This window comes from Streptomyces sp. NPDC015532 (genome assembly GCF_043078065.1).
In the GTDB taxonomy this organism is placed as follows: domain Bacteria; phylum Actinomycetota; class Actinomycetes; order Streptomycetales; family Streptomycetaceae; genus Streptomyces.
The window spans coordinates 187,298-204,925 of record NZ_JBIBSY010000011.1; the positions used below are offsets into that span (position 1 = coordinate 187,298).

Annotated in this window: 17 protein-coding genes and 1 pseudogene; 11 read left to right on the forward strand and 7 right to left on the reverse strand. The window is 72.4% G+C overall.

Features of this window, described 5'->3' with window-relative positions; translation table 11 throughout:
- Positions 1–5 precede the first annotated feature (5 nt).
- From ACF07B_RS29095 to ACF07B_RS29110, 4 genes are all read left to right on the forward strand, one after another.
- On the forward strand, positions 6–1,094 hold the full coding sequence (locus ACF07B_RS29095) for a 4-oxalomesaconate tautomerase (RefSeq protein ID WP_392181135.1): 1,089 nt from the start codon (positions 6–8) through the stop codon (positions 1,092–1,094).
- Positions 1,095–1,103: 9 nt separating this feature from the next.
- A complete protein-coding gene (locus ACF07B_RS29100) occupies positions 1,104–2,054 on the forward strand; it encodes a catechol 2,3-dioxygenase (protein ID WP_392181136.1) in 951 nt (316 codons plus the stop codon).
- 301 nt (positions 2,055–2,355) lie between these two features.
- Positions 2,356–3,687, forward strand: a complete 1,332-nt coding sequence (locus ACF07B_RS29105) for an MFS transporter (RefSeq protein WP_392181137.1) — start codon at positions 2,356–2,358, stop codon at positions 3,685–3,687.
- 177 nt (positions 3,688–3,864) lie between these two features.
- On the forward strand, positions 3,865–4,641 hold the full coding sequence (locus ACF07B_RS29110; RefSeq protein WP_369482251.1) for a GNAT family N-acetyltransferase: 777 nt from the start codon (positions 3,865–3,867) through the stop codon (positions 4,639–4,641).
- Positions 4,642–5,079: 438 nt separating this feature from the next.
- Here ACF07B_RS29110 and ACF07B_RS29115 read toward each other — a convergent pair whose 3' ends face one another.
- A complete protein-coding gene (locus tag ACF07B_RS29115; protein WP_392181138.1) occupies positions 5,080–5,961 on the reverse strand; it encodes a GNAT family N-acetyltransferase in 882 nt (293 codons plus the stop codon).
- A 125-nt stretch (positions 5,962–6,086) separates the two neighbouring features.
- The gene (locus ACF07B_RS29120) at positions 6,087–6,350 is read right to left on the reverse strand and encodes a GlsB/YeaQ/YmgE family stress response membrane protein (protein WP_392181139.1); all 264 of its coding nucleotides are present in this window, start codon (positions 6,348–6,350) and stop codon (positions 6,087–6,089) included.
- Between the two features lie 128 nt (positions 6,351–6,478).
- Here ACF07B_RS29120 and ACF07B_RS29125 point away from each other — a divergent pair.
- Positions 6,479–6,658: pseudogene (locus ACF07B_RS29125) on the forward strand (hydrolase); the annotation flags it as partial.
- Between the two features lie 124 nt (positions 6,659–6,782).
- On the opposite strand, the gene ACF07B_RS29130 reads toward ACF07B_RS29125, so the two are convergent.
- Positions 6,783–7,355, reverse strand: a complete 573-nt coding sequence (locus ACF07B_RS29130; RefSeq protein WP_392181140.1) for a GNAT family N-acetyltransferase — start codon at positions 7,353–7,355, stop codon at positions 6,783–6,785.
- Between the two features lie 167 nt (positions 7,356–7,522).
- Here ACF07B_RS29130 and ACF07B_RS29135 point away from each other — a divergent pair, with 167 nt between their 5' ends.
- From ACF07B_RS29135 to ACF07B_RS29155, 5 genes are all read left to right on the forward strand, one after another.
- Entirely contained in the window at positions 7,523–9,058 is a 1,536-nt protein-coding gene (locus ACF07B_RS29135) for an AMP-binding protein (RefSeq protein WP_392181141.1), read from the forward strand.
- A 227-nt stretch (positions 9,059–9,285) separates the two neighbouring features.
- Positions 9,286–10,617, forward strand: coding sequence for an NAD(P)/FAD-dependent oxidoreductase (locus ACF07B_RS29140; protein ID WP_392181142.1), 1,332 nt, complete (start codon positions 9,286–9,288; stop codon positions 10,615–10,617).
- Positions 10,614–11,345: a DUF1365 domain-containing protein gene (locus tag ACF07B_RS29145; protein WP_392181143.1), complete on the forward strand. Its 732-nt coding sequence runs from the start codon at positions 10,614–10,616 to the stop codon at positions 11,343–11,345. The genes ACF07B_RS29140 and ACF07B_RS29145 overlap by 4 nt, the downstream gene beginning before the upstream one ends.
- On the forward strand, positions 11,342–12,610 hold the full coding sequence (locus ACF07B_RS29150; RefSeq protein WP_369482259.1) for a class I SAM-dependent methyltransferase: 1,269 nt from the start codon (positions 11,342–11,344) through the stop codon (positions 12,608–12,610). Before ACF07B_RS29145 ends, ACF07B_RS29150 begins: the two co-directional genes overlap by 4 nt.
- On the forward strand, positions 12,607–13,413 hold the full coding sequence (locus tag ACF07B_RS29155; protein ID WP_392181144.1) for a DUF1295 domain-containing protein: 807 nt from the start codon (positions 12,607–12,609) through the stop codon (positions 13,411–13,413). The genes ACF07B_RS29150 and ACF07B_RS29155 overlap by 4 nt, the downstream gene beginning before the upstream one ends.
- A 56-nt stretch (positions 13,414–13,469) precedes the next feature.
- Here the strand turns inward: ACF07B_RS29155 and ACF07B_RS29160 are convergent, their stop codons facing one another.
- From ACF07B_RS29160 to ACF07B_RS29170, 3 genes are all read right to left on the reverse strand, one after another.
- Positions 13,470–14,222 carry an anti-sigma factor domain-containing protein gene (locus ACF07B_RS29160; protein ID WP_392181145.1) on the reverse strand — a complete coding sequence of 251 codons (753 nt, stop codon included), beginning with the start codon at positions 14,220–14,222 and terminating at the stop codon, positions 13,470–13,472.
- A complete protein-coding gene (locus tag ACF07B_RS29165) occupies positions 14,219–14,803 on the reverse strand; it encodes a sigma-70 family RNA polymerase sigma factor (protein ID WP_362394273.1) in 585 nt (194 codons plus the stop codon). Before ACF07B_RS29165 ends, ACF07B_RS29160 begins: the two co-directional genes overlap by 4 nt.
- Positions 14,804–14,906: 103 nt before the next feature.
- Positions 14,907–15,500 carry a sigma-70 family RNA polymerase sigma factor gene (locus tag ACF07B_RS29170; protein WP_392181146.1) on the reverse strand — a complete coding sequence of 198 codons (594 nt, stop codon included), beginning with the start codon at positions 15,498–15,500 and terminating at the stop codon, positions 14,907–14,909.
- Positions 15,501–15,612: 112 nt separating this feature from the next.
- Here ACF07B_RS29170 and ACF07B_RS29175 point away from each other — a divergent pair, with 112 nt between their 5' ends.
- Positions 15,613–16,611 (forward strand): MerR family transcriptional regulator, encoded by a 999-nt coding sequence (locus ACF07B_RS29175; RefSeq protein ID WP_392181147.1) that lies wholly within the window; start codon positions 15,613–15,615, stop codon positions 16,609–16,611.
- Positions 16,612–16,845: 234 nt separating this feature from the next.
- On the opposite strand, the gene ACF07B_RS29180 is transcribed toward ACF07B_RS29175, so the two are convergent.
- Positions 16,846–17,616 carry a DUF4142 domain-containing protein gene (locus ACF07B_RS29180; RefSeq protein WP_392181148.1) on the reverse strand — a complete coding sequence of 257 codons (771 nt, stop codon included), beginning with the start codon at positions 17,614–17,616 and terminating at the stop codon, positions 16,846–16,848.
- Positions 17,617–17,628: the final 12 nt, after the last annotated feature.

Consider the following 17,628-nt stretch of genomic DNA (forward strand, 5'->3'; position numbering starts at 1 on the left):
ACGCCATGAGCGGGTCCGACGCGGTGCGCTGCATGCTCCTGCGCGGCGGCACCTCCAAGGGCGCCTACTTCCTCGCCGGGGATCTGCCCGGGGGCACCGCGGCACGCGACGACCTGCTGCTGCGGGTGATGGGCAGCCCCGACCCGCGCCAGATCGACGGCCTGGGCGGCGCCCACCCGCTGACCAGCAAGGTGGCCGTCGTCTCGGTCTCCGCGGACCCCGCCGCCGACGTCGACTACCTGTTCCTCCAAGCGGCCGTCGACAAAGCGGAGGTGTCGGACCGTCAGAACTGCGGCAACATCCTCGCCGGGGTCGGCCCGTTCGCCGTCGAACGCGGACTGGTCGAGCCCGGGGACGGCCGTACGTCGGTACGCATCCGCATGGTCAACTCCGGGGACCTCGCGCTCGCGACCTTCCCCACCGAAGACGGACGGGTGGTCTACGAGGGCGACACCGAGATCTCCGGGGTGCCCGGGACCGCGGCCCCCGTGGTGATCGAATTCAGGCGGGGGAGCGCTCCGTTGCTGCCCACCGGCCATGCCCGGGACATCGTCGCCGACACGCCCGTGACCTGCGTCGACAACGGCATGCCGACCGTGCTGATCGCCGCGACCTCGCTGGGCGTCACCGGATACGAGTCCCCCGAGGACCTGGAGGAGGACGCGGCCCTGGCCGACCGGCTCCGCGCGATCCGGCTGGAGGCGGGCAAGCTGATGGGGCTCGGGGACGTCGTGAACGCCACCGTGCCCAAGCTGACCCTGCTCGCTCCGCCCCGCGCGGGAGGAGCCGTCACGACCCGCACCTTCATCCCGGTGCGCTGCCATACCTCCATCGGCGTCCTCGGCGCCGCGAGTGTCGCCGCCGGGCTGCGCGTGGAGGGCGGCGTCGGACACGCCGTGGCGCGTCTGCCCGAACGGGGCGACCGGCTGCGTATCGAACATCCCACCGGATTCCTCGACATCGAGGCCGGTGTCGAGTACGGCCCCGGGGGCGCCCCGCCCGTGGCCCGGCGCACCGCCGTCGTCCGCACCGCACGCAAGATCTTCGACGGCACGGTCTTCCCCCGGCCGGCCGGAGCCGCACATCACCCTTAAGGAGGCCTCATGGCCCCGCCGCTCGGCGACATCGCCCACCTCGGGCACGTCGAACTGCTCACCCCCGACCTGGACGCCAGCGTCCGGTTCTTCACGGACTACCTCGGCCTGACCGAGAACGGCCGCTCCGGGGACTCCGTCTATCTGCGGACCTGGGACGACTACGAGCACCACAGCCTGATCCTCACCGCCCATTCGACCTCGGGCATCCGCCGCACCGCCCTGCGCGCCTCCAGCGAGGAGGCCCTGCATCGCCGGGTCAAGGAGATCGAGAGCGCCGGCCGCGAGGGCCGCTGGGTGAGCGACGAGCCGGGTCTCGGACCCATCTACGTCACCACCGACCCCGACGGCCACGAACTCGCCCTGTACTGGGAGAGCGAGTGGTATCAGGCGCCCGACCATCTCAAGCCCGGTCTGAAGAACCAGCCGCAGGCCAAACCCGGCCACGGGGTCGGCGTACGACGCCTGGACCACGTGAACTACCTCGCCTCCGACGTCGCCGCGAACGGGGACTTCGTCCGCGACGCGCTCGGGGCCCGGCCGACCGAGCAGATCCAGCTCGACAGCGGCCGGATCGCCGCCCAGTGGCTGACCTTCAGCAACAAGTCGTACGACGTCGTCTACACCGAGGACTGGACGGGTTCGAGCGGACGTCTGCACCACATCGCGTTCGCCACGGACACCCGTGAGGACATCCTGCGCGCCGCCGATCTCGCCATCGACAGCGGTGTGTTCATCGAGACGGGCCCGCACAAGCACGCCATCCAGCAGACGTTCTTCCTGTACGTCTACGAACCCGGCGGCAACCGCGTCGAGTTGTGCAACCCGCTCACCCGCCTCGTCCTGGCGCCCGACTGGCCGCTGATCACATGGACCGAGGACGAGCGGAAGAAGGGCCAGGCGTGGGGTCTGAAGACCATCGAGTCCTTCCACACCCACGGCACGCCGCCCATCGGCTGACCACCCCGGTGGCGTCCCGTCGGGCGCCGAACGGCTGAGCGAACCGTTCCAGCCAGTGCATACGTGCGGGCGGCACCGACCGTGTGCCGCCCGTGCGCGTTCTCACCTGCCTCTCAGCCGCCCGTGCGAGGGTCGTGGGGGATGGCCTGATTGTTTCGCAGATTGTTGACAAAAGCGTTGACACTCTAGGAGTTCACTCCTTAGCGTCTGTCGCACAATCGGGTCAGCCGCACGAGCCGCGTCGACCCGCACCCCCGATCCCCTTCCAGGGCCCCCACCTCCTGGACGAGAGGAAACAACGATGTCCTCCTCCCTCGCCCTGCCCGCTCGCGGCGGCAGCAGCAGACTGGCCGCGATCGTCGTCGGCCTCTGCTGGCTGGTCGTCCTCTTCGACGGCCTCGACATGTTCATCTACGGCTCCGTGCTGCCGCACATGCTGGAGACGAAGGCGCTCGGCATCGACCCCGGCAAGGCCGGCGACGTCGGCTCCTATGCCACCTTCGGCATGCTGATCGGCGCGCTGTGCTCGGGCACCGTCAGCGACTGGGTCGGCCGCAAGAAGACGATCATCGCGTCGACCGCCGTGTTCTCGCTGGCCTCCGCGGTCTGCGCCGTCGCCGGGAGCCTGGGCGTCTTCAGCCTCGGCCGCTTCCTGGCCGGCCTCGGCCTCGGCGGCCTGCTGCCGAGCGCGATCACCATGGTCACCGAATACGCGCCGAAGGGCCGCCGCGCCCTGATCGTGGGTTCCCTGATGACCGCCCACCAGGCCGGCGGCATCGTCGCCGGATTCGTCGCACTCGGGACGGGCGACTGGCGGGTCTCCTTCTGGATCTGCGTGATACCGCTGTTCATCGGGGTTCCGCTGGCGGCCGCGTTCCTGCCCGAGTCGATGTCCTTCCTCCAGGCCAAGGGCCGTACCGACGAGGCCCGCGCGCTCGCCGACCGTTACGGGGTCGACCTGGCCGCCCGCGCCGAGGAGCGCCAGGCCGTGGCCGACCGCTTCAGCGCCGTCACCGCCCTGTTCCGCGGTGGCCGGTGGATGCAGACCCTGCTCTTCTGGATCGCGTCCTTCGGCGGTCTCCTCCTCGTCTACGGTGTCTCGCAGTGGCTGCCCTCCCTGATGAAGGCCAACGGCTACAACCTCGGCTCCTCCATCGGCTTCGTGATCGTCATCAACCTCGGCGGCATCGTCGGCATGCTGATCGGCGGACGCCTCACCGACAAGTTCGGCGGCTCGCGCATCTCCGCGATCTGGTTCGGCGCCACCGCCGTCGGGATCTACTCCCTCAGCTTCAAGATGGCGCTGCCCCTCACCTACACCGTCGTCTTCCTGACCGGCATGTTCCTCTTCAGCGCCCAGGCGATGATCTACGCCACGGTGGCGCACCGCTCCGAGGACGACAACCGCGCCACCGCGGTCGGCTGGACCTCCGGAATGGGACGCTTCGGCGCCGTCTTCGGCCCCTGGCTCGGCGGCCATCTCCTCGCCACCGGCTCGACCACCGCGGGCTTCACCGCCTTCGCCCTCGCGGGCGTCTTCTCCCTGGTGTTCGTCAGCCTGACCGGCCTGCGCCGCGTCCAGGCGACGCCCCCGAGCTCCGTCCCCCAGCGGGAGCTGACCGTCACCGGCTGACCGGAGCGGCACGGAACCGGCGTCCGGGCGGTCCCTGGGAAAGGGCCCGCCCGGACGCCCTCTTCGAGGAGAGGCTCCTACCGGCGGAGGGAGCCGACGACGCCTGGTGGGTGACGAACAGGGAGGACACCGCCTTATCCCGTTGCCCCGTTCGTCCCGGGATGTTGAAGTGACCCCATGGATCACGTAGCGGTACTGGCGCTGTTCGACCGGGACATGCGGGAGGGCGCGCGGCCCGACGCGCCGGGTGCCCGCGTCGAGCGCGTCGGCAAGGTGGTGCGCCAGGTCGGCGCCGACAAGGGCTGGAACGGGGTGGTCTGGTCCGACCTCGACGCGACGAGCGCCGACGCGGCCATCGCCGAACAGGTGCGCTTCTTCTCCCGGCTCGGGGGCGGCTTCGAGTGGAAGCTGTACGGGCACGACCGGCCGGAGGACCTGGGGCAGCGACTGCGGGCGGCGGGCTTCACCGCCCAGCCCGAGGAGACGCTGATGGTCGCCGAGCTGAGCGATCTGGCCCTCGACCGGGAACCGCCCGAGGGCGTACGGCTGCTGCCGGTCACCGACCGCGCGGGCGTGGCCCTCGTCGCCGACGTCCATGAGCAGGCCTTCGGAGGCGACAGCACCCTGCTGCGCCACCAGCTGCTCGCCCAGCTCACCGGCGACGCGAACACGGTCGTCGCCGTCGTGGCGCTGGTCGGAGACGTCCCTGTCAGCGCGGCCCGCATGGAACTCCCGCCCGGGGCCCGGTTCGCCGGACTGTGGGGCGGCGGAACCGTCCAGGCCTGGCGGGGCCGGGGCATCTACCGCGCCCTCGTCGCCCACCGGGCCCGTGTCGCCGCCGAGCGCGGCTACCGCTACGTCCAGGTCGACGCCTCCAGCCAGAGCCGTCCCGTGCTCAGCAGGCTGGGCTTCCAGCCGCTCACCACGACCACGCCGTACCTGTACGAAGGATGAGGCCGGCCGCCGTCGCCCCGGGCGGCCGGGCCGGACCACGGGGACCGGACGGTCACCGGGGCCGGCGCCCTTCGGGCCCGTGGGGACCGTCCCCGAACTCGAACGGCACAGCGCGGCCACGCGAATCAAGGAGCGGCTGACCTCCGGGGCCACCGGCCCGGAAAGGGGGCGCGCCGCGCTTCGGCCCCTTCTGTGGCGTGGGCGGCACCGGCGCCCCGCTGCCCGTGCCGCGCGGGAGGCGGCTTCCCGTCGACGGCGACCACGGCCGGGTCCTGGCCCCCGCCCCACCCGTCCGCGTACGACGCTCGCCGTGCGCTGAAGGCGGCCGCCTGACACAGGAACCCGTCGTCGGCCGCCGCGTCCCGGCCGGTGACGCCGGTCGACGCCCCTCCGGGGCCGGCGCGGGGGCGAGGCGACCGGTGTGGAGCGCCCCGGTCCTCAGAGGTCCAGCCGGTACTCCAGTTCCCGGTGGGTCGGGCGATAGCCGAGTGCGTCGTTGATGCCGATCATGTGCGCGTTGCTGTCGGCCGTGTCGGTCAGCAGTCCGGCGAGTTCCGGGTACCGCAGACGGGCTCCGCGGATCGACTCCGCCTTCATCCACAGCCCGAGGCCGTGGCCGCGATGCGCGGGCAGGACCCCGGTCCCGTAGTGCTGGGCGTCGCCGCGCCCGTCGCCCGGTACGACGAGTTCCGAGAATCCGGCGACGGAGCCGTCCGAGCGGTCCACCACGGCCACCGTGTGCAGCGCGTCGCCCCGTTCGAGGACGGCCTCGGCCACGGCCACGACCCGCTTGACGTCCCAGACGTCGATGCCGTGATCGCTGTCCTCCATCGGCATGTCGTCCATGGCCCGGCGGGAGTCGGCGAAGGTGTGCGCCAGCTCGGGAGGCACGACGCCGTCCCAGCTCGTCAACGCGTAGCCGGGGTGCGGGCGTCCGGCGATCGCGGTCACGGCTTCGAGGTCGAGTTCCGGCAGCGGGAGGCGGGCGAACGTCAGAGCCAGCACCGGGCGGAACCCGTGGGCGGTGAGAAACGGTTCGCCGGGGGAGCCGGCCGTGACGCGGGCGACCAGCGACCGGCGTTCGTCACCCCGCGCGGCGGTCAGGGCGGCGTCGAGAAGGGCGCCGCCCACTCCGGTGCGCCGCTCGGCCGGGTGCACCGCGATCTCCAGCTCGGCGCGATGGGCCCGCCCCTTGCCTCCGGACAGAAACAGGAACGCCGAGCCCACCGGGACCCCTTCGGCGTCCGAGGCCAGCCAGGCCAGACGCCGGTGCGAGGGGGAGGAGCCGGGATCGGTCAACGGTGTGATGCGTGGCGTCAAGGTGTCTCCGTGAAGTGGCGGCGCGGAATCGCGAAACGCGCAGAACGTAGCCGCGTACACCCCCGCACGGCAACGCAATTCGGCGAGCGCCGCCCGTCAGCCGGTTCCGGCCCGGCACCGGCCGCTCAGCGACGCCCCCTGGTCCGGTCCAGGGCCGTGACGCCGATCGCGGCGAGGCCTATCTGGATGAGCCACTCGATCCAGTCGACGCCCTTGGTGTCGGCGACGCCGAACGCGGCGGCGATCCCCGACCCGATGAACGCGGCCACGATGCCGACCGCGATCGTCCACAGGATGCCGATGCGCTGGCGTCCCGGCACGGCGAGCCGGCCCAGTACGCCGATGACGATGCCGATGACGATGGCACTGATGACGCCCGAGATCTCCATCTCCGCCCCTCCTGGTCGGTCCCCCGTCGTTATGTATCTGCCCCCGCCGGGCGTTGACAGTCCGCCGGCGGGCAGGGACCCGTGACGCACCAGCCGAAGGCCGGGAGGCGGAGCCCCGTCCGCCCCCTGTGCAGTCGACCCTGGCCACGTACTCGAACCTGAACGCGGCGTCCGGGTACACCCAGCGCTCGTTCAGCCTGGGCTCCGCCTACGCCGGACAGACGGTCACGATCAGGTTCACCGGCGTCGAGGGCTCCACGCTCCAGACGTCGTTCGTCCTCGACGACACCGCGCTCAACGTGAGCTGAGCACCCGCGTCGGACGAGGGGCGGGCCCGCGACCGGGTCCGCCCCTCACGCCGCTCTGCCGGGACGGTCCGTCCGCCGGGACGGTCCGCGCTCCCGAGGGGGTCGCGTCCTTCGGCACGGCCCCTCATCCGAGGCGTGCGCGGTCGCCTTCGAGATGGTTCCAGGTCCGCAGGACGACGTCCCGGCCCTTCGCCGTACGGACCACGGGCTCGTCGTCGGTGAGGACGAAACCCGTCGCCTTGGCGACCGCCTCGCTCGCCGTGTTCCCGTCCTCGATGCACAGCACGACGCGCCGGCCGCCGACGCGACGGTGGGCGAAGTCCACGACGAGCCGGACCGCGCGGGTCGCGAGCCCCCGGCCCCGGTAGGCGGCCCCCACGCCGTAGGCCAGCTCGACGTCACGGTCGTCGGCCGTGCCGGGGAACAGCAGGATCTCGCCCCGGGGCCGCGCACCGTCCGTGGTGATGGCGAGCTGCACCCCCCGCCTCTCGGCGGCCTTCTGCTCGGCCGCCGCGAGGTAGGCGAGCGCCGCCTCGGTGTCGAAGGGCGAGACGACCGGCGTCCACCGGTCGATCTCGGGATCGTCGTAGAGCGCGACGAGATCCGTGACGTCGTCGTCGGACCACTCGCGCAGATGCAGCCCCAGCCCGCCGATGCGCAGAGGCCGGGGCAAGTCGAACGTCGGTCGGCTGTCCATCGGACGATCGTGACGTGCCGGGCGGGCGGCGGCCAAGGACGCGAGGACGCGTACATGGGTCCGGACAGCGCGCCCGGTGCGCCCTGCGGCCCCTTCGTGTGTTGTCCGGATGTGCGGGGGCGGGGCCAGGATAGAAAGGGACATCGTCCGATCGTCGGGAGGCCGTGATGCTCGTCCCCTTCGGAGCACGTGATTTTCTGGACCGCGCCGTCACCGTGTACGGCGACCGCCTCGGTGTCGTCGACGAACCCGACCAGCCGGCCGAGCCCTGGGAGGGGCTGACCTACCGGCGCGTCGGTGAGCTGGCCAGAGCCCAGGCCGCCGGGCTCGACGCGCTGGGCGTCCCGCACGGCGCGCGCGTGGCCGTCGTCTCGCCCAACAGCGCCCGGCTGCTCACCTCCTTCTTCGGTGTCAGCGGCCACGGCCGGGTCCTCGTACCGGTCAACTTCCGGCTGACGGCCGACGAGGTGAGCTACATCGTCGAGCACTCGGGCGCGAGCGTCCTGCTCGTCGACCCCGAGCTGGCCGACCGCTTCGCAGGGGTCGGCTGCAAGCACCGCTTCACGCTCGGTGCCGCCGCGGACGCCGAGCTGTACCGCTTCGACACCGAACCCAGCCCCTGGGAGGCGGACGAGAACGCCACCGCGACGATCAACTACACCAGCGGCACGACGGCCCGGCCCAAGGGTGTACAGATCACGCACCGCAACATCTGGGTCAACGCCACGACCTTCGCCTTGCACGCCGGGGTCACCGACCGTGATGTGTACCTGCACACCCTGCCCATGTTCCACGCGAACGGATGGGGGATGCCCTTCGCGATGGCGGGCCTCGGCGTCCGGCAGATCGCGCTGCGCAAGGTCGACGGGGCGGAGATCCTGCGCCGGGTCGCCGAGCACGGCGTGACGGTCATGTGCGCGGCCCCGGCCGTCGTCAACGCGGTGCTGGCCGCCGCCGAGTCGTTCGACGGCGAGATCCCCGGCCGCGACCGGGTCCGTATCATCGTCGCCGGGGCGCCGCCGCCCACCAGGACCGTCGCCCGGGTCGAGTCCCTGCTGGGCTGGGAGTTCATCCAGATCTACGGCCTCACCGAGACCTCCCCCCTGCTCACCGTCAACCGCACCCGCGCCGAATGGGACGGCCTCGACCCGCAGGCCCGCGCCGAGAAACTGGTACGCGCCGGCGTCCCCGCGCTGGGCGTGACCCTGCGCACCGCCGCCGACGGCGAGATCCTCGCGCGGTCCAACGTGGTGCTGGAGGGCTACTGGGAGCAGCCCGCGGAGTCCGAACGGGCGCTGGCCGACGGCTGGTTCCACACCGGTGACGGCGGATCCATCGGCGAGGACGGCTATCTGACGATCAGTGACCGCAAGAAGGACGTGATCATCACGGGCGGTGAGAACGTGTCCTCGATCGAGGTGGAGGACGCGCTCTTCAGCCATCCGGCGGTGGCCGAGGTCGCGGTCATCGGTGTGCCGCACGAGAAGTGGGGCGAGACCGTCAAGGCCCTGGTGGTCCTCGCTCCGGACACGGAGGCCACGGAGAGTGAGCTGATCCAGTACTGCAAGGAGCGCCTCGCCGGGTACAAGGCGCCGACGTCGGTCGAATTCCGGGACATCCTGGCACGGACGGCCACCGGCAAGCTCCAGAAGTACAAGCTGCGCGAGCCGTACTGGGAGGGACACGAACGGCACGTCAACTGACGTCACTCCCGGTCACCGGACGCCACGGTGAGACCGGCTCCACTTGATGATCCGGTGGCCCGGTGTGACGGAAGGGTCGCCTTCGGTGTTCGGTCGCCGGGTGGTGGCGTCCTTCCTCCGCCCGGCGCGGAGGAAGATCGGGCTCCGGCCCATCCGTTCGGCCCTCTGCTTCGGAATACCTCCGAGAGCTCCGATCCCCCGATCAGGAGCCGGGCGGGAGGAATCCGATGAGAACGAGGCACGGGCCGGCAGACACTCCGGACGGCGGCGCCGGGCGCAGTCGGCGGGAACGGCCGGGTGCGTCGCGGCGTACGGCCGTGATCGGCGGGGGAGTGGCCGGGCTCACCGCCGCGTACGTGCTGAGTCGCGAGCGGCCCGTGGCGCTCTACGAAGCCGACGACCGGCTCGGCGGACACGCCCACACCCACGACCTGACCTCGTCCGACGGACGCCTGCACCGCGTCGACTCGGGCTTCATCGTGCACAACCACCGCACCTACCCCCACCTGCTGCGGCTGTTCGCAGAACTCGGCGTCGCCACCCAGGACTCCGAGATGAGCATGTCGGTGCGATGCGAGGGCTGCGGACTCCAGTACGCGGGCGCCCGCGGCCCCGCCGGTCTGTTCGCCCGGCCCCGCAGCGCGCTGCACGGCCCCTACCTGCGGATGCTCACCGAAGTCCCGGCGTTCCACCGCGCCGCCCGCCGGCTGCTGGCCGAAGGCGGCGAAGACACCCTCACGCTCGGCGAGTTCATCGCCCGGCAGCGCTACTCGCCCTATTTCACGCGGCACTTCATGACCCCGCTCGTCTCCGCCGTCTGGTCCTGCGACGCGGCCACGGCCCGCCGCTACCCGGCCGCCTACCTGTTCCGCTTCATGGATCACCACGGCATGCTCTCCGTGGGTGGCTCGCCCCTCTGGCGCACGGTCACCGGAGGCTCCCGCTCCTACGTCGAGCGACTGGCCAAGGAACTCGACGCGGCGCACACCTCCACCCCGGTGAGGGCCGTACGCCGCCACGCCGACGGGGTGGACATCACCACCGAGGACGGCACCACCGCCTCGTACGACTCCGTCGTCATCGCCGTGCACCCCGGCCAGGCCCTGCGGCTGCTCGCCGACCCCACCCACCTGGAACGCGAGGTGCTCGGCACGTTCCGCTACTCGCGCAACACCACCCTCCTCCACACCGACACCGCGCTGCTGCCGAGCGCCCGCCGGGCACGCGCCTCCTGGAACTACCTGATGCCCGACTGCGACACCGACGCCGACCGGGTCCGGGTCAGCTATGACATGAACCGGCTCCAGCGGCTGGACGCGCCCGAGACCTACGTCGTCACCCTCGGCGGGGAGGACCGGGTCGACCCGGCACGGGTCCTGGCCCGCATGGAGTACGAACACCCCGTCTACACCCCCGAGTCCGTCGCCGCCCAGCGCCGACTGCCCGCCCTGAACAGCCCGGTGACCGCGTACGCCGGCGCCTACCACGGCTGGGGCTTCCACGAGGACGGCTGTCGCTCCGGCGTCGAGGCGGCAAAGGGACTGGGGGTGGCCTGGTGACCGGCGTCCCCGCCCTCTATCCCTGCACGGTCGCGCACGTACGGACCCGTCCCACCCGGTACGCGCTCCACCACCGGACGTACATGTGGCTGACCGACCCCGACCATCCGCCCGAACTTCCCTACCTCTTGCGTCCGTTGGCCCGCTTCGATCCGCGTGACCACTTCGACGGCGACCAGCCGAGCATCCGGGCGGGCCTGGACCGCTTCCTCGCCTCGCACGGCGTCGACCTGCACGGCGGACCGGTGCGGATGCTCGCCCACGCCCGGGTCCTCGGCCATGTCTTCAACCCGCTGACCCTGTACTGGTGCCACGACCCCGACGGCAGCGCGCGCTGTGTCGTCGCCGAGGTGCACAACACCTACGGCGAACGGCACGCGTATCTGCTGCGCCCCGACGTCGGCGGCATCGCGCGGACCCGCAAGGAGTTCTACGTGTCGCCGTTCTTCCCCGTCGACGGCGCCTACCGCATGCGGCTGCCCGAGCCCGGCAGCCGGCTCGATCTGACGGTACGTCTGGAACGCGCGGGCACACGGCCCTTCACCGCCACCGTACGCGGGACGCGACGGGCGGCGACGGCCGGCGCGCTGCTGCGTCAGGCGCTGCGCCACCCGTGGTCCACCCTCGCCGTGTCCGCCGCCATCCGGCTCCACGGCATCCGCCTCTACCTGCGGGGACTGCCCGTTCAGCCCCGCACCCCACGACGAGATCAGGAGAGCGTGACATGACGACAGCCGAGTCCTGCCCCGTCGGGACACCCCGACGGGACACCGACCCGCTCCGCTGGCCGGACGTCGTGGCCCGGCCGCCGTCGTCACGGGCCCGCACGGCCGTCACCCGAGCGGTGGTGCGCCGGGCGCTCGAACGACTGCCGCTGCGGGCGCGGTTCGCCGACGGAACCCGCGCCGGCCTCGGCGGACCGGTCATCGACATCCACGACCCGGCCGCCTTCCACCGCCGCATCGGCGCCCACGGCCTCGTCGGCTTCGGCGAGTCCTACATGGCCCGGGAGTGGGACGCGCCGGACCTGGTCGCCGCGCTCACCGTGCTCGCCGGCAACGCGGCCGGGCTGGTCCCGGCCCCGCTCCAGAGACTGCGGGCGCTCTGGGCGACGCGCCGGCCGGACGTCCACCGCAACACCCCCGCGGGAGCCCGCCACAACATCAGCCGCCACTACGACCTGTCCAACGACCTGTTCGCGCTCTTCCTCGACGACACCCTCAGCTATTCGTCGGCGCTCTTCCGCGGCTTCCCCGCCTCCTGGGCGCTGCTGCCCGCCGCCCAGCACCGCAAGATCGACCGGCTGCTGGACCTGGCCGACGTGGGACCGGGCACACGGCTCCTCGAAATCGGCACCGGCTGGGGCGAGCTGGCGATCCGCGCCGCCGCCCGCGGCGCCCGGGTCACCTCGCTCACCCTCTCCCGGGAACAGCAGGCCCTGGCCCGCGAACGGGTGCGCGAGGCGGGACTCGACGACCGCGTGCGCATCGAGCTGTGCGACTACCGCGAGGCCACCGGGACCTACGACGCCGTGGTCAGCGTCGAGATGATCGAAGCCGTGGGGGAGGAGTTCTGGCCGGCCTACTTCACCACCCTCGACGCCCGGCTCGCCCCCGGCGGCCGCGCCGCCCTTCAGGCGATCACCATGCCCCACGACCGCATGCTCGCCTCCCGCGACACCTTCACCTGGATCCAGAAGTACGTCTTCCCCGGCGGGCTGCTGCCCTCCGTCGAGGTGGTCGAAGAGGTGACCCGCGCCCACACCGGCCTGCGCACCACGCGCAGGGACGCCTTCGGGGAGCACTACGCGGAGACCCTGCGGCTGTGGCGCGAGCGGTTCACCGAGCGGGCCGGCGAGGTCGCGGCCCTCGGCTTCGACGAGACCTTCCGCCGGATGTGGACCTTCTATCTCGCCTACTCCGAAGCCGGGTTCCGCTCCGGCTATCTGGACGTCCAGCAGTACCTGTTCACGAAGGAGGACCCCACGCCATGAGCGGTTTCCCCTGGGGAGCGTTCGCCCAGAACCTGGCGCTCGCGGCCGGAGCGGCGTTCGCCGTCATGCTCGCCACCTTCGCCGTCGCCGTACGCGGGGGCGTGCACCGGATCGTGGACGTCGCCTGGGGGATGGCCTTCACCGCGGTGGCCCTCGTCACCTTCCTGGCGTCCGCCGGTGAGGGCGACGAGGCCCGCCGCGTGCTCGTCACCGTCCTCACCTCGGTGTGGGGACTGCGGCTGGCGGCGCACATCGCGCGGCGCGGCCGGGGACACGGCGAGGACCCGCGCTACGAAGCCCTGCTGGCCAAGGCGCCGGGCAGCCGCGACCTCTACGCCCTGCGCATGGTGTACCTCCTGCAAGGGGCACTGGTGTGGCTGGTGTCGCTGCCCGTCCAGGCCGCGCAGTACATTCCCGGGCCTCTGACGGGATTCGCCTGGGCAGGCACCGCCCTGTGGGCGCTCGGGCTGTTCTTCGAGGCGGTCGGCGACGCCCAGCTGGCCCGCTTCAAGGCCGATCCGGCCCACCGCGGCCGCGTCATGGACCGCGGCCTGTGGAGGTGGACCCGTCACCCCAACTACTTCGGCGACTTCTGCGTCTGGTGGGGCCTGTTCCTGCTCGCGTGCGACAGCCCGCAGGCGGCCGCCGTGGCGCTGGTGTCGCCGCTGGTGATGAGCTACCTCCTGATCAACGGCAGCGGCAAGCCGATGTTGGAGCGCCACATGGCCGATCGCCCGGGTTTCGCCGAGTACGCGGCACGCACAAGCGGCTTCTTCCCGCTCCCACCGAGACCGCGCCGCTGACCGGCTCCGACGGAGCCGAGTGTTCGTCCCCTCCCCCCAACGGAGGGGACGAACACTCAGACGGGGAGGCCCAGCAGGGCCACGGGCGCGGACGTCGGTCTCGGGGAACCACCGGCGGGCTCCACGGTGATCCCCATGCCGGACGCACCGTCGACGGAACCCTCCAGGAGGACGGCCTCGGTCGTGCGGCCCGGGTCCATCAGCCCGGCGGACCGCATGGTGCCCGCGTCGTCGAACCACAGCTGGTAGACCTTGCCGCCCGGCGGCTTCGCCATCTTCGAGGCGACGAACACCGCCTGGTCCCGGCTTCTGGACACGACGACCGTGCCGCTCGCCCCGTCCGCCAGCTTCGCCGTCCGTGACGTGGCGTCGGGGGCGGCGAGGACGGCGGCCACCTGGTCAGCACGCCGTTCGGCCTGCCGCGCCTGCGCCTGGGCGTCCTGGGCGCGCTCGTGCTGCCACACCGCCGTACCGCCCAGCGAGGCCGCCGCGGCCAGCGCCGCGGCCAGCGCCCATCGTCCGGCCCGGCGCCCGCGCATGCCGAGGGTTCGGGGAGCCGGGCGGGGAAGGGCGCGTGGCGACTCCTGGCGGACCGTGGTGATCCGCCGCATCACCTGGTCCTTGAGGGCCGGGCCCGGCGAAGCCGTGACGGCCAGGCCCAGCCGCGCCGCGGTGGCACTCAGCTCACGGACCTCCCGCGCGCACTCGGCGCAGTCGGCGGCGTGCCGCTCGAAGCGGTCGCGTTCGTCGTCGGCGAGCGCGTGCAGCGCGTACGCGCCAGTCAGGGTGTGCAGGTCAGCCGTGGTCACGCCGTCACCCCCAGGCAGTCACGCAGCCGGATCAGACCGTCGCGCAGCCGGGTCTTGACCGTGCCGAGGGGAGCCGCGAGCAGCTCCGCCACCTCCCGGTAGGTCAGCCCGCGGTAGTAGGCCAGGGTCACCGACTCGCGCTGGAGCTCCGTCAGCGTGCGCAGACAGCGCCGTACCTGCTCACGTTCCAGGCGCGCCTCGACCTGTTCGGTCACCTCGTCGAACGCGGGCGTCCGGTCGAGGAGCGCGGCCTTCTGCTCCCGCGCGGCCGAGGCCTCGACCGAGCGCACCCGGTCCACGGCCCGCTGATGGGTGAGGGTCAGGACCCAGTTCATCACCGACCCCCGCTCGGGGCGGTAGCGGGCGGCGGTCCGCCACACCTCGACGAGCACCTCCTGCGCGACCTCCTCCGACTGCGCCCGGTCGCGCAGGACCTTGCTCACGATGCCGAGGACCGGGCCCGCCACCACGTCGTAGAGCGAGGCGAACGCGTCCTGGTCGCCGCGGGCGACCCGGGCCATGAGATCCGGCAGGTCCGGCCCCGCGGACGGGTTCAGCCCGATCTCCACGGCTTCCTTCACAGTGTGGTCCTCCGAGACGCTGACGACGGTTCGGATGTGATCCGAAGCCGGTGGGACGGCGGATTGGCCCGCGGGCCGGAAAGTGAGGGCGGACCGTCCGTGCTCAGACCTCGGCCAGTGGGCGCAGACAGTCGCGGAGCTGGTGCATCCCGCGTCGGGAGTGGCTCTTGACGGTGCCCAGCGGCCAGCCGGTGCGCCGGGCGATCTGGGTCTGCGTGAGGTCCTCGTAGAACGCGAGGTGCAGGACCCGGCGCTGCGGGGTCGGGAGCTTGGCCAGCTCGCGCCGGACGACGACACGGTCGAGCGTGGCCTCGGGCCGGGCCCGGGTGTCGTCGGCGAGGACCAGAAGAGCGCCTGCCGCACCGACCAGCTCGGTGCGCCTGGTCCGCGCGGACAGGGCGTCGGCGATCTTGCGCCGGGTGATGCCGACGAGCCACGCGGCCACCGGGCCGCGTTCGGGCCGGTAACCGCGGGCTCCCCGCCATACGGCGAGGAACACCTGCTGGGTGACGTCCTCCGCCTCGCGCGCGTCGCCCAGCGAACGCCGGGCCAGGGCGTGGACGAGGGGAGCCCAGCGGCGGTACGCGGTGGCCAGGGAGGCCTCGTCCCCGTCGACGATGCCCCGGGCCAGGTCCGCGTCCGTGATCGCGTCCGCGGGCTCGGCGGTCGGCTGCTCGGCGGTCGGATCTGCGTTCATGGCCACGGCTCCTTGCTCCGGGAACACCTTGTGTGGGGCCCGTGAAACCGATTGTGTGAACCAGGGGACAGAGGCGACAACTCGCATCGTTTCTGCGTCGTATAGTCGCCGTATGGGTGATGGCCGGTCGGATCAGGGGCGGGAGCCGGGCACGGGATCCGCCGAGGCCGGTGTCACCACCGGTGCGCTGGCCCGCCGCCTGGGAGTGTCACCCACCACGCTGCGATCCTGGGACCGCAGGTACGGAATGGGCCCCGCGGTCCGTTCCGGAGGGCGGCACCGCCGCTGGACGCCCCAGGACGTGGCGATGCTCGAGGAGATGTGCCGGCTGACCTCGGCCGGAGTGCCGCCCGCCGAGGCGGCCAGGGCGGCGAAGGGCCGGCCCGACCCCTTGGCGCCCGAGGGCGGGAGCGCGGCCGACGGTGGAGAACACCCGGCGGCTTCGGCCGGAGCGGAGGCCTTCGGAGACCCCCGGCAGGAGTGCAAGGGGCTCGCGCGCGCCGCCGTACGCCTCGACGCGCCGTCCGTGGACGACCAGTTGACCTCGCTCGTCGAGCGGCACGGCGTGGTCGTCGGCTGGGAGGAGGTGATGGTGCCGACGCTGCACGCGGTGGGCCGCAAATGGGAGTCCGCCGGGGACCGCTACGTGGAGGTGGAGCACCTGCTGTCGTGGCAGATCTCCCGGGTGCTGCACCGCGCTTCGGGACCGGTGGGGCCCCGGTCGCCGGCGGCCGGCGGCGGACCGATCGTGCTGGCCTGTGTCCCGGGCGAACAACACTGCCTGCCGCTGGAGGCGTTGCACGCGGGGCTCGTCGAACAGGGCCTGCCCGCGCGGATGTTCGGAGCCGCCGTGCCTCCGGAGGCGCTGACCGCGGCGGTGCGCCGGCTGGGACCGGTCGCCGTCGTCCTGTGGTCGCAGACCCGTTCCACCGCCGACCGCCCGCTGGCCCGGCACATCGCGGCCACCGCCTGGGGAGTCAAGGGCGCGCGCAGTCATCCCGCCGTCCTGCTCGGCGGTCCCGGCTGGGCCGGACGCCAGGAACAGGGGATGCTCCGGCCTTCGGGACTGAGGGAGGCCCTCACCGCGCTGGTGAGCCTGGCCGAGGGTTGAGCCCGAAGGCCCAGCCACAGCCCGCGCACCCCACCACCGGGGAGCAGGGTCCGCGACCGCGGCCCGGGGCCCTCCGCCCCGCGCGTGCCGCGGACACCGTCCTCGGCACCCGCGCACACGGCCGCCCCGGGCTCCCGCACGTGCGGCCGTCCTCAGCTCCCGCACGTGCGGTCACGTGCGGGAGCCGACGCGAACTCCCGCACGGGCCGCCGTCGTTCACCCGACCCGCGCGGTTCAGCCCACGGTCGGCGTCGGCGAGGGCAGCGAGGCTCCTCCCGCGGGCAGTGACGCCCCGCCCGAGGGCAGCGCCGCCCCGCCCGCCGGCGGCGTCAGGACGACCTCCGGCTCGCCGGGCTGCGGCGCGGGAGGCGTCAGATTGACCGCGGGCACCTTCGGGATGGTGGTCTCCTGGATGATCACCTGGTCGAAGTTGACCAGTCCGGTCTTCTCCATCACGGTGATGTGGTCCAGCACGGTGTCGTTGGCCTGGTCGGCGAGCTGCCGTACGAGCGTGTTCTCGGTCGTGGCGCGGATCTTCGCCACGGTCGAGAAGATCTGTCCGTGGGTGATGCGCAGGATGTTGGCGAAGTCGGTGTTGAACTTCGCGCCGGAGTCCGCGCTCAGCGTCGCGACGAAGCCCTGCTGCTGCGGGGAGGGCTTGTTGGGCAGCGTGATGCCGAGTTCCTTGGCGACCTTGCGGCTCGTGGCGTCGAGCCCGGCGTGCCCCGAGATCAGGTGCTGCCCCGCCGTGCGGACCTCCGGTGTGGTCCCCTTCTGAAGGGCCAGCTGCCCGACCGGGTACTCCCACAGACCCGCCGCGCGCACCTTGACAACGAAGTCGCGGTCGGCCTCGGTCAGCGGCCCCGAGGACGGATTGGCGATGACGCGGACCGGGGCGGCGGACGTGGTCTGGATCCCCAGCATGGCCGGATAGGCGAGCGCGGCCAGGGTCAGCGTCAACGCGCCGGTCACGAAGAGGGTTCCCACGTTCCGTGTAATGCGCATTGAGCAGCCTCC

What these genes read in the sequence shown, in the direction of transcription:
- ACF07B_RS29095 (WP_392181135.1), top strand. Translation starts at nt 6, where the DNA reads ATGAGCGGGTCCGACGCGGTGCGCTGCATGCTCCTGCGCGGCGGCACC.
- ACF07B_RS29100 (WP_392181136.1), top strand. Translation starts at nt 1,104, where the DNA reads ATGGCCCCGCCGCTCGGCGACATCGCCCACCTCGGGCACGTCGAACTG.
- ACF07B_RS29105 (WP_392181137.1), top strand. Translation starts at nt 2,356, where the DNA reads ATGTCCTCCTCCCTCGCCCTGCCCGCTCGCGGCGGCAGCAGCAGACTG.
- ACF07B_RS29110 (WP_369482251.1), top strand. Translation starts at nt 3,865, where the DNA reads ATGGATCACGTAGCGGTACTGGCGCTGTTCGACCGGGACATGCGGGAG.
- ACF07B_RS29120 (WP_392181139.1), bottom strand. Translation starts at nt 6,350, where the DNA reads ATGGAGATCTCGGGCGTCATCAGTGCCATCGTCATCGGCATCGTCATC.
- ACF07B_RS29130 (WP_392181140.1), bottom strand. Translation starts at nt 7,355, where the DNA reads ATGGACAGCCGACCGACGTTCGACTTGCCCCGGCCTCTGCGCATCGGC.
- ACF07B_RS29135 (WP_392181141.1), top strand. Translation starts at nt 7,523, where the DNA reads ATGCTCGTCCCCTTCGGAGCACGTGATTTTCTGGACCGCGCCGTCACC.
- ACF07B_RS29140 (WP_392181142.1), top strand. Translation starts at nt 9,286, where the DNA reads ATGAGAACGAGGCACGGGCCGGCAGACACTCCGGACGGCGGCGCCGGG.
- ACF07B_RS29150 (WP_369482259.1), top strand. Translation starts at nt 11,342, where the DNA reads ATGACGACAGCCGAGTCCTGCCCCGTCGGGACACCCCGACGGGACACC.
- ACF07B_RS29155 (WP_392181144.1), top strand. Translation starts at nt 12,607, where the DNA reads ATGAGCGGTTTCCCCTGGGGAGCGTTCGCCCAGAACCTGGCGCTCGCG.
- ACF07B_RS29170 (WP_392181146.1), bottom strand. Translation starts at nt 15,500, where the DNA reads ATGAACGCAGATCCGACCGCCGAGCAGCCGACCGCCGAGCCCGCGGAC.
- ACF07B_RS29175 (WP_392181147.1), top strand. Translation starts at nt 15,613, where the DNA reads ATGGGTGATGGCCGGTCGGATCAGGGGCGGGAGCCGGGCACGGGATCC.
- ACF07B_RS29180 (WP_392181148.1), bottom strand. Translation starts at nt 17,616, where the DNA reads ATGCGCATTACACGGAACGTGGGAACCCTCTTCGTGACCGGCGCGTTG.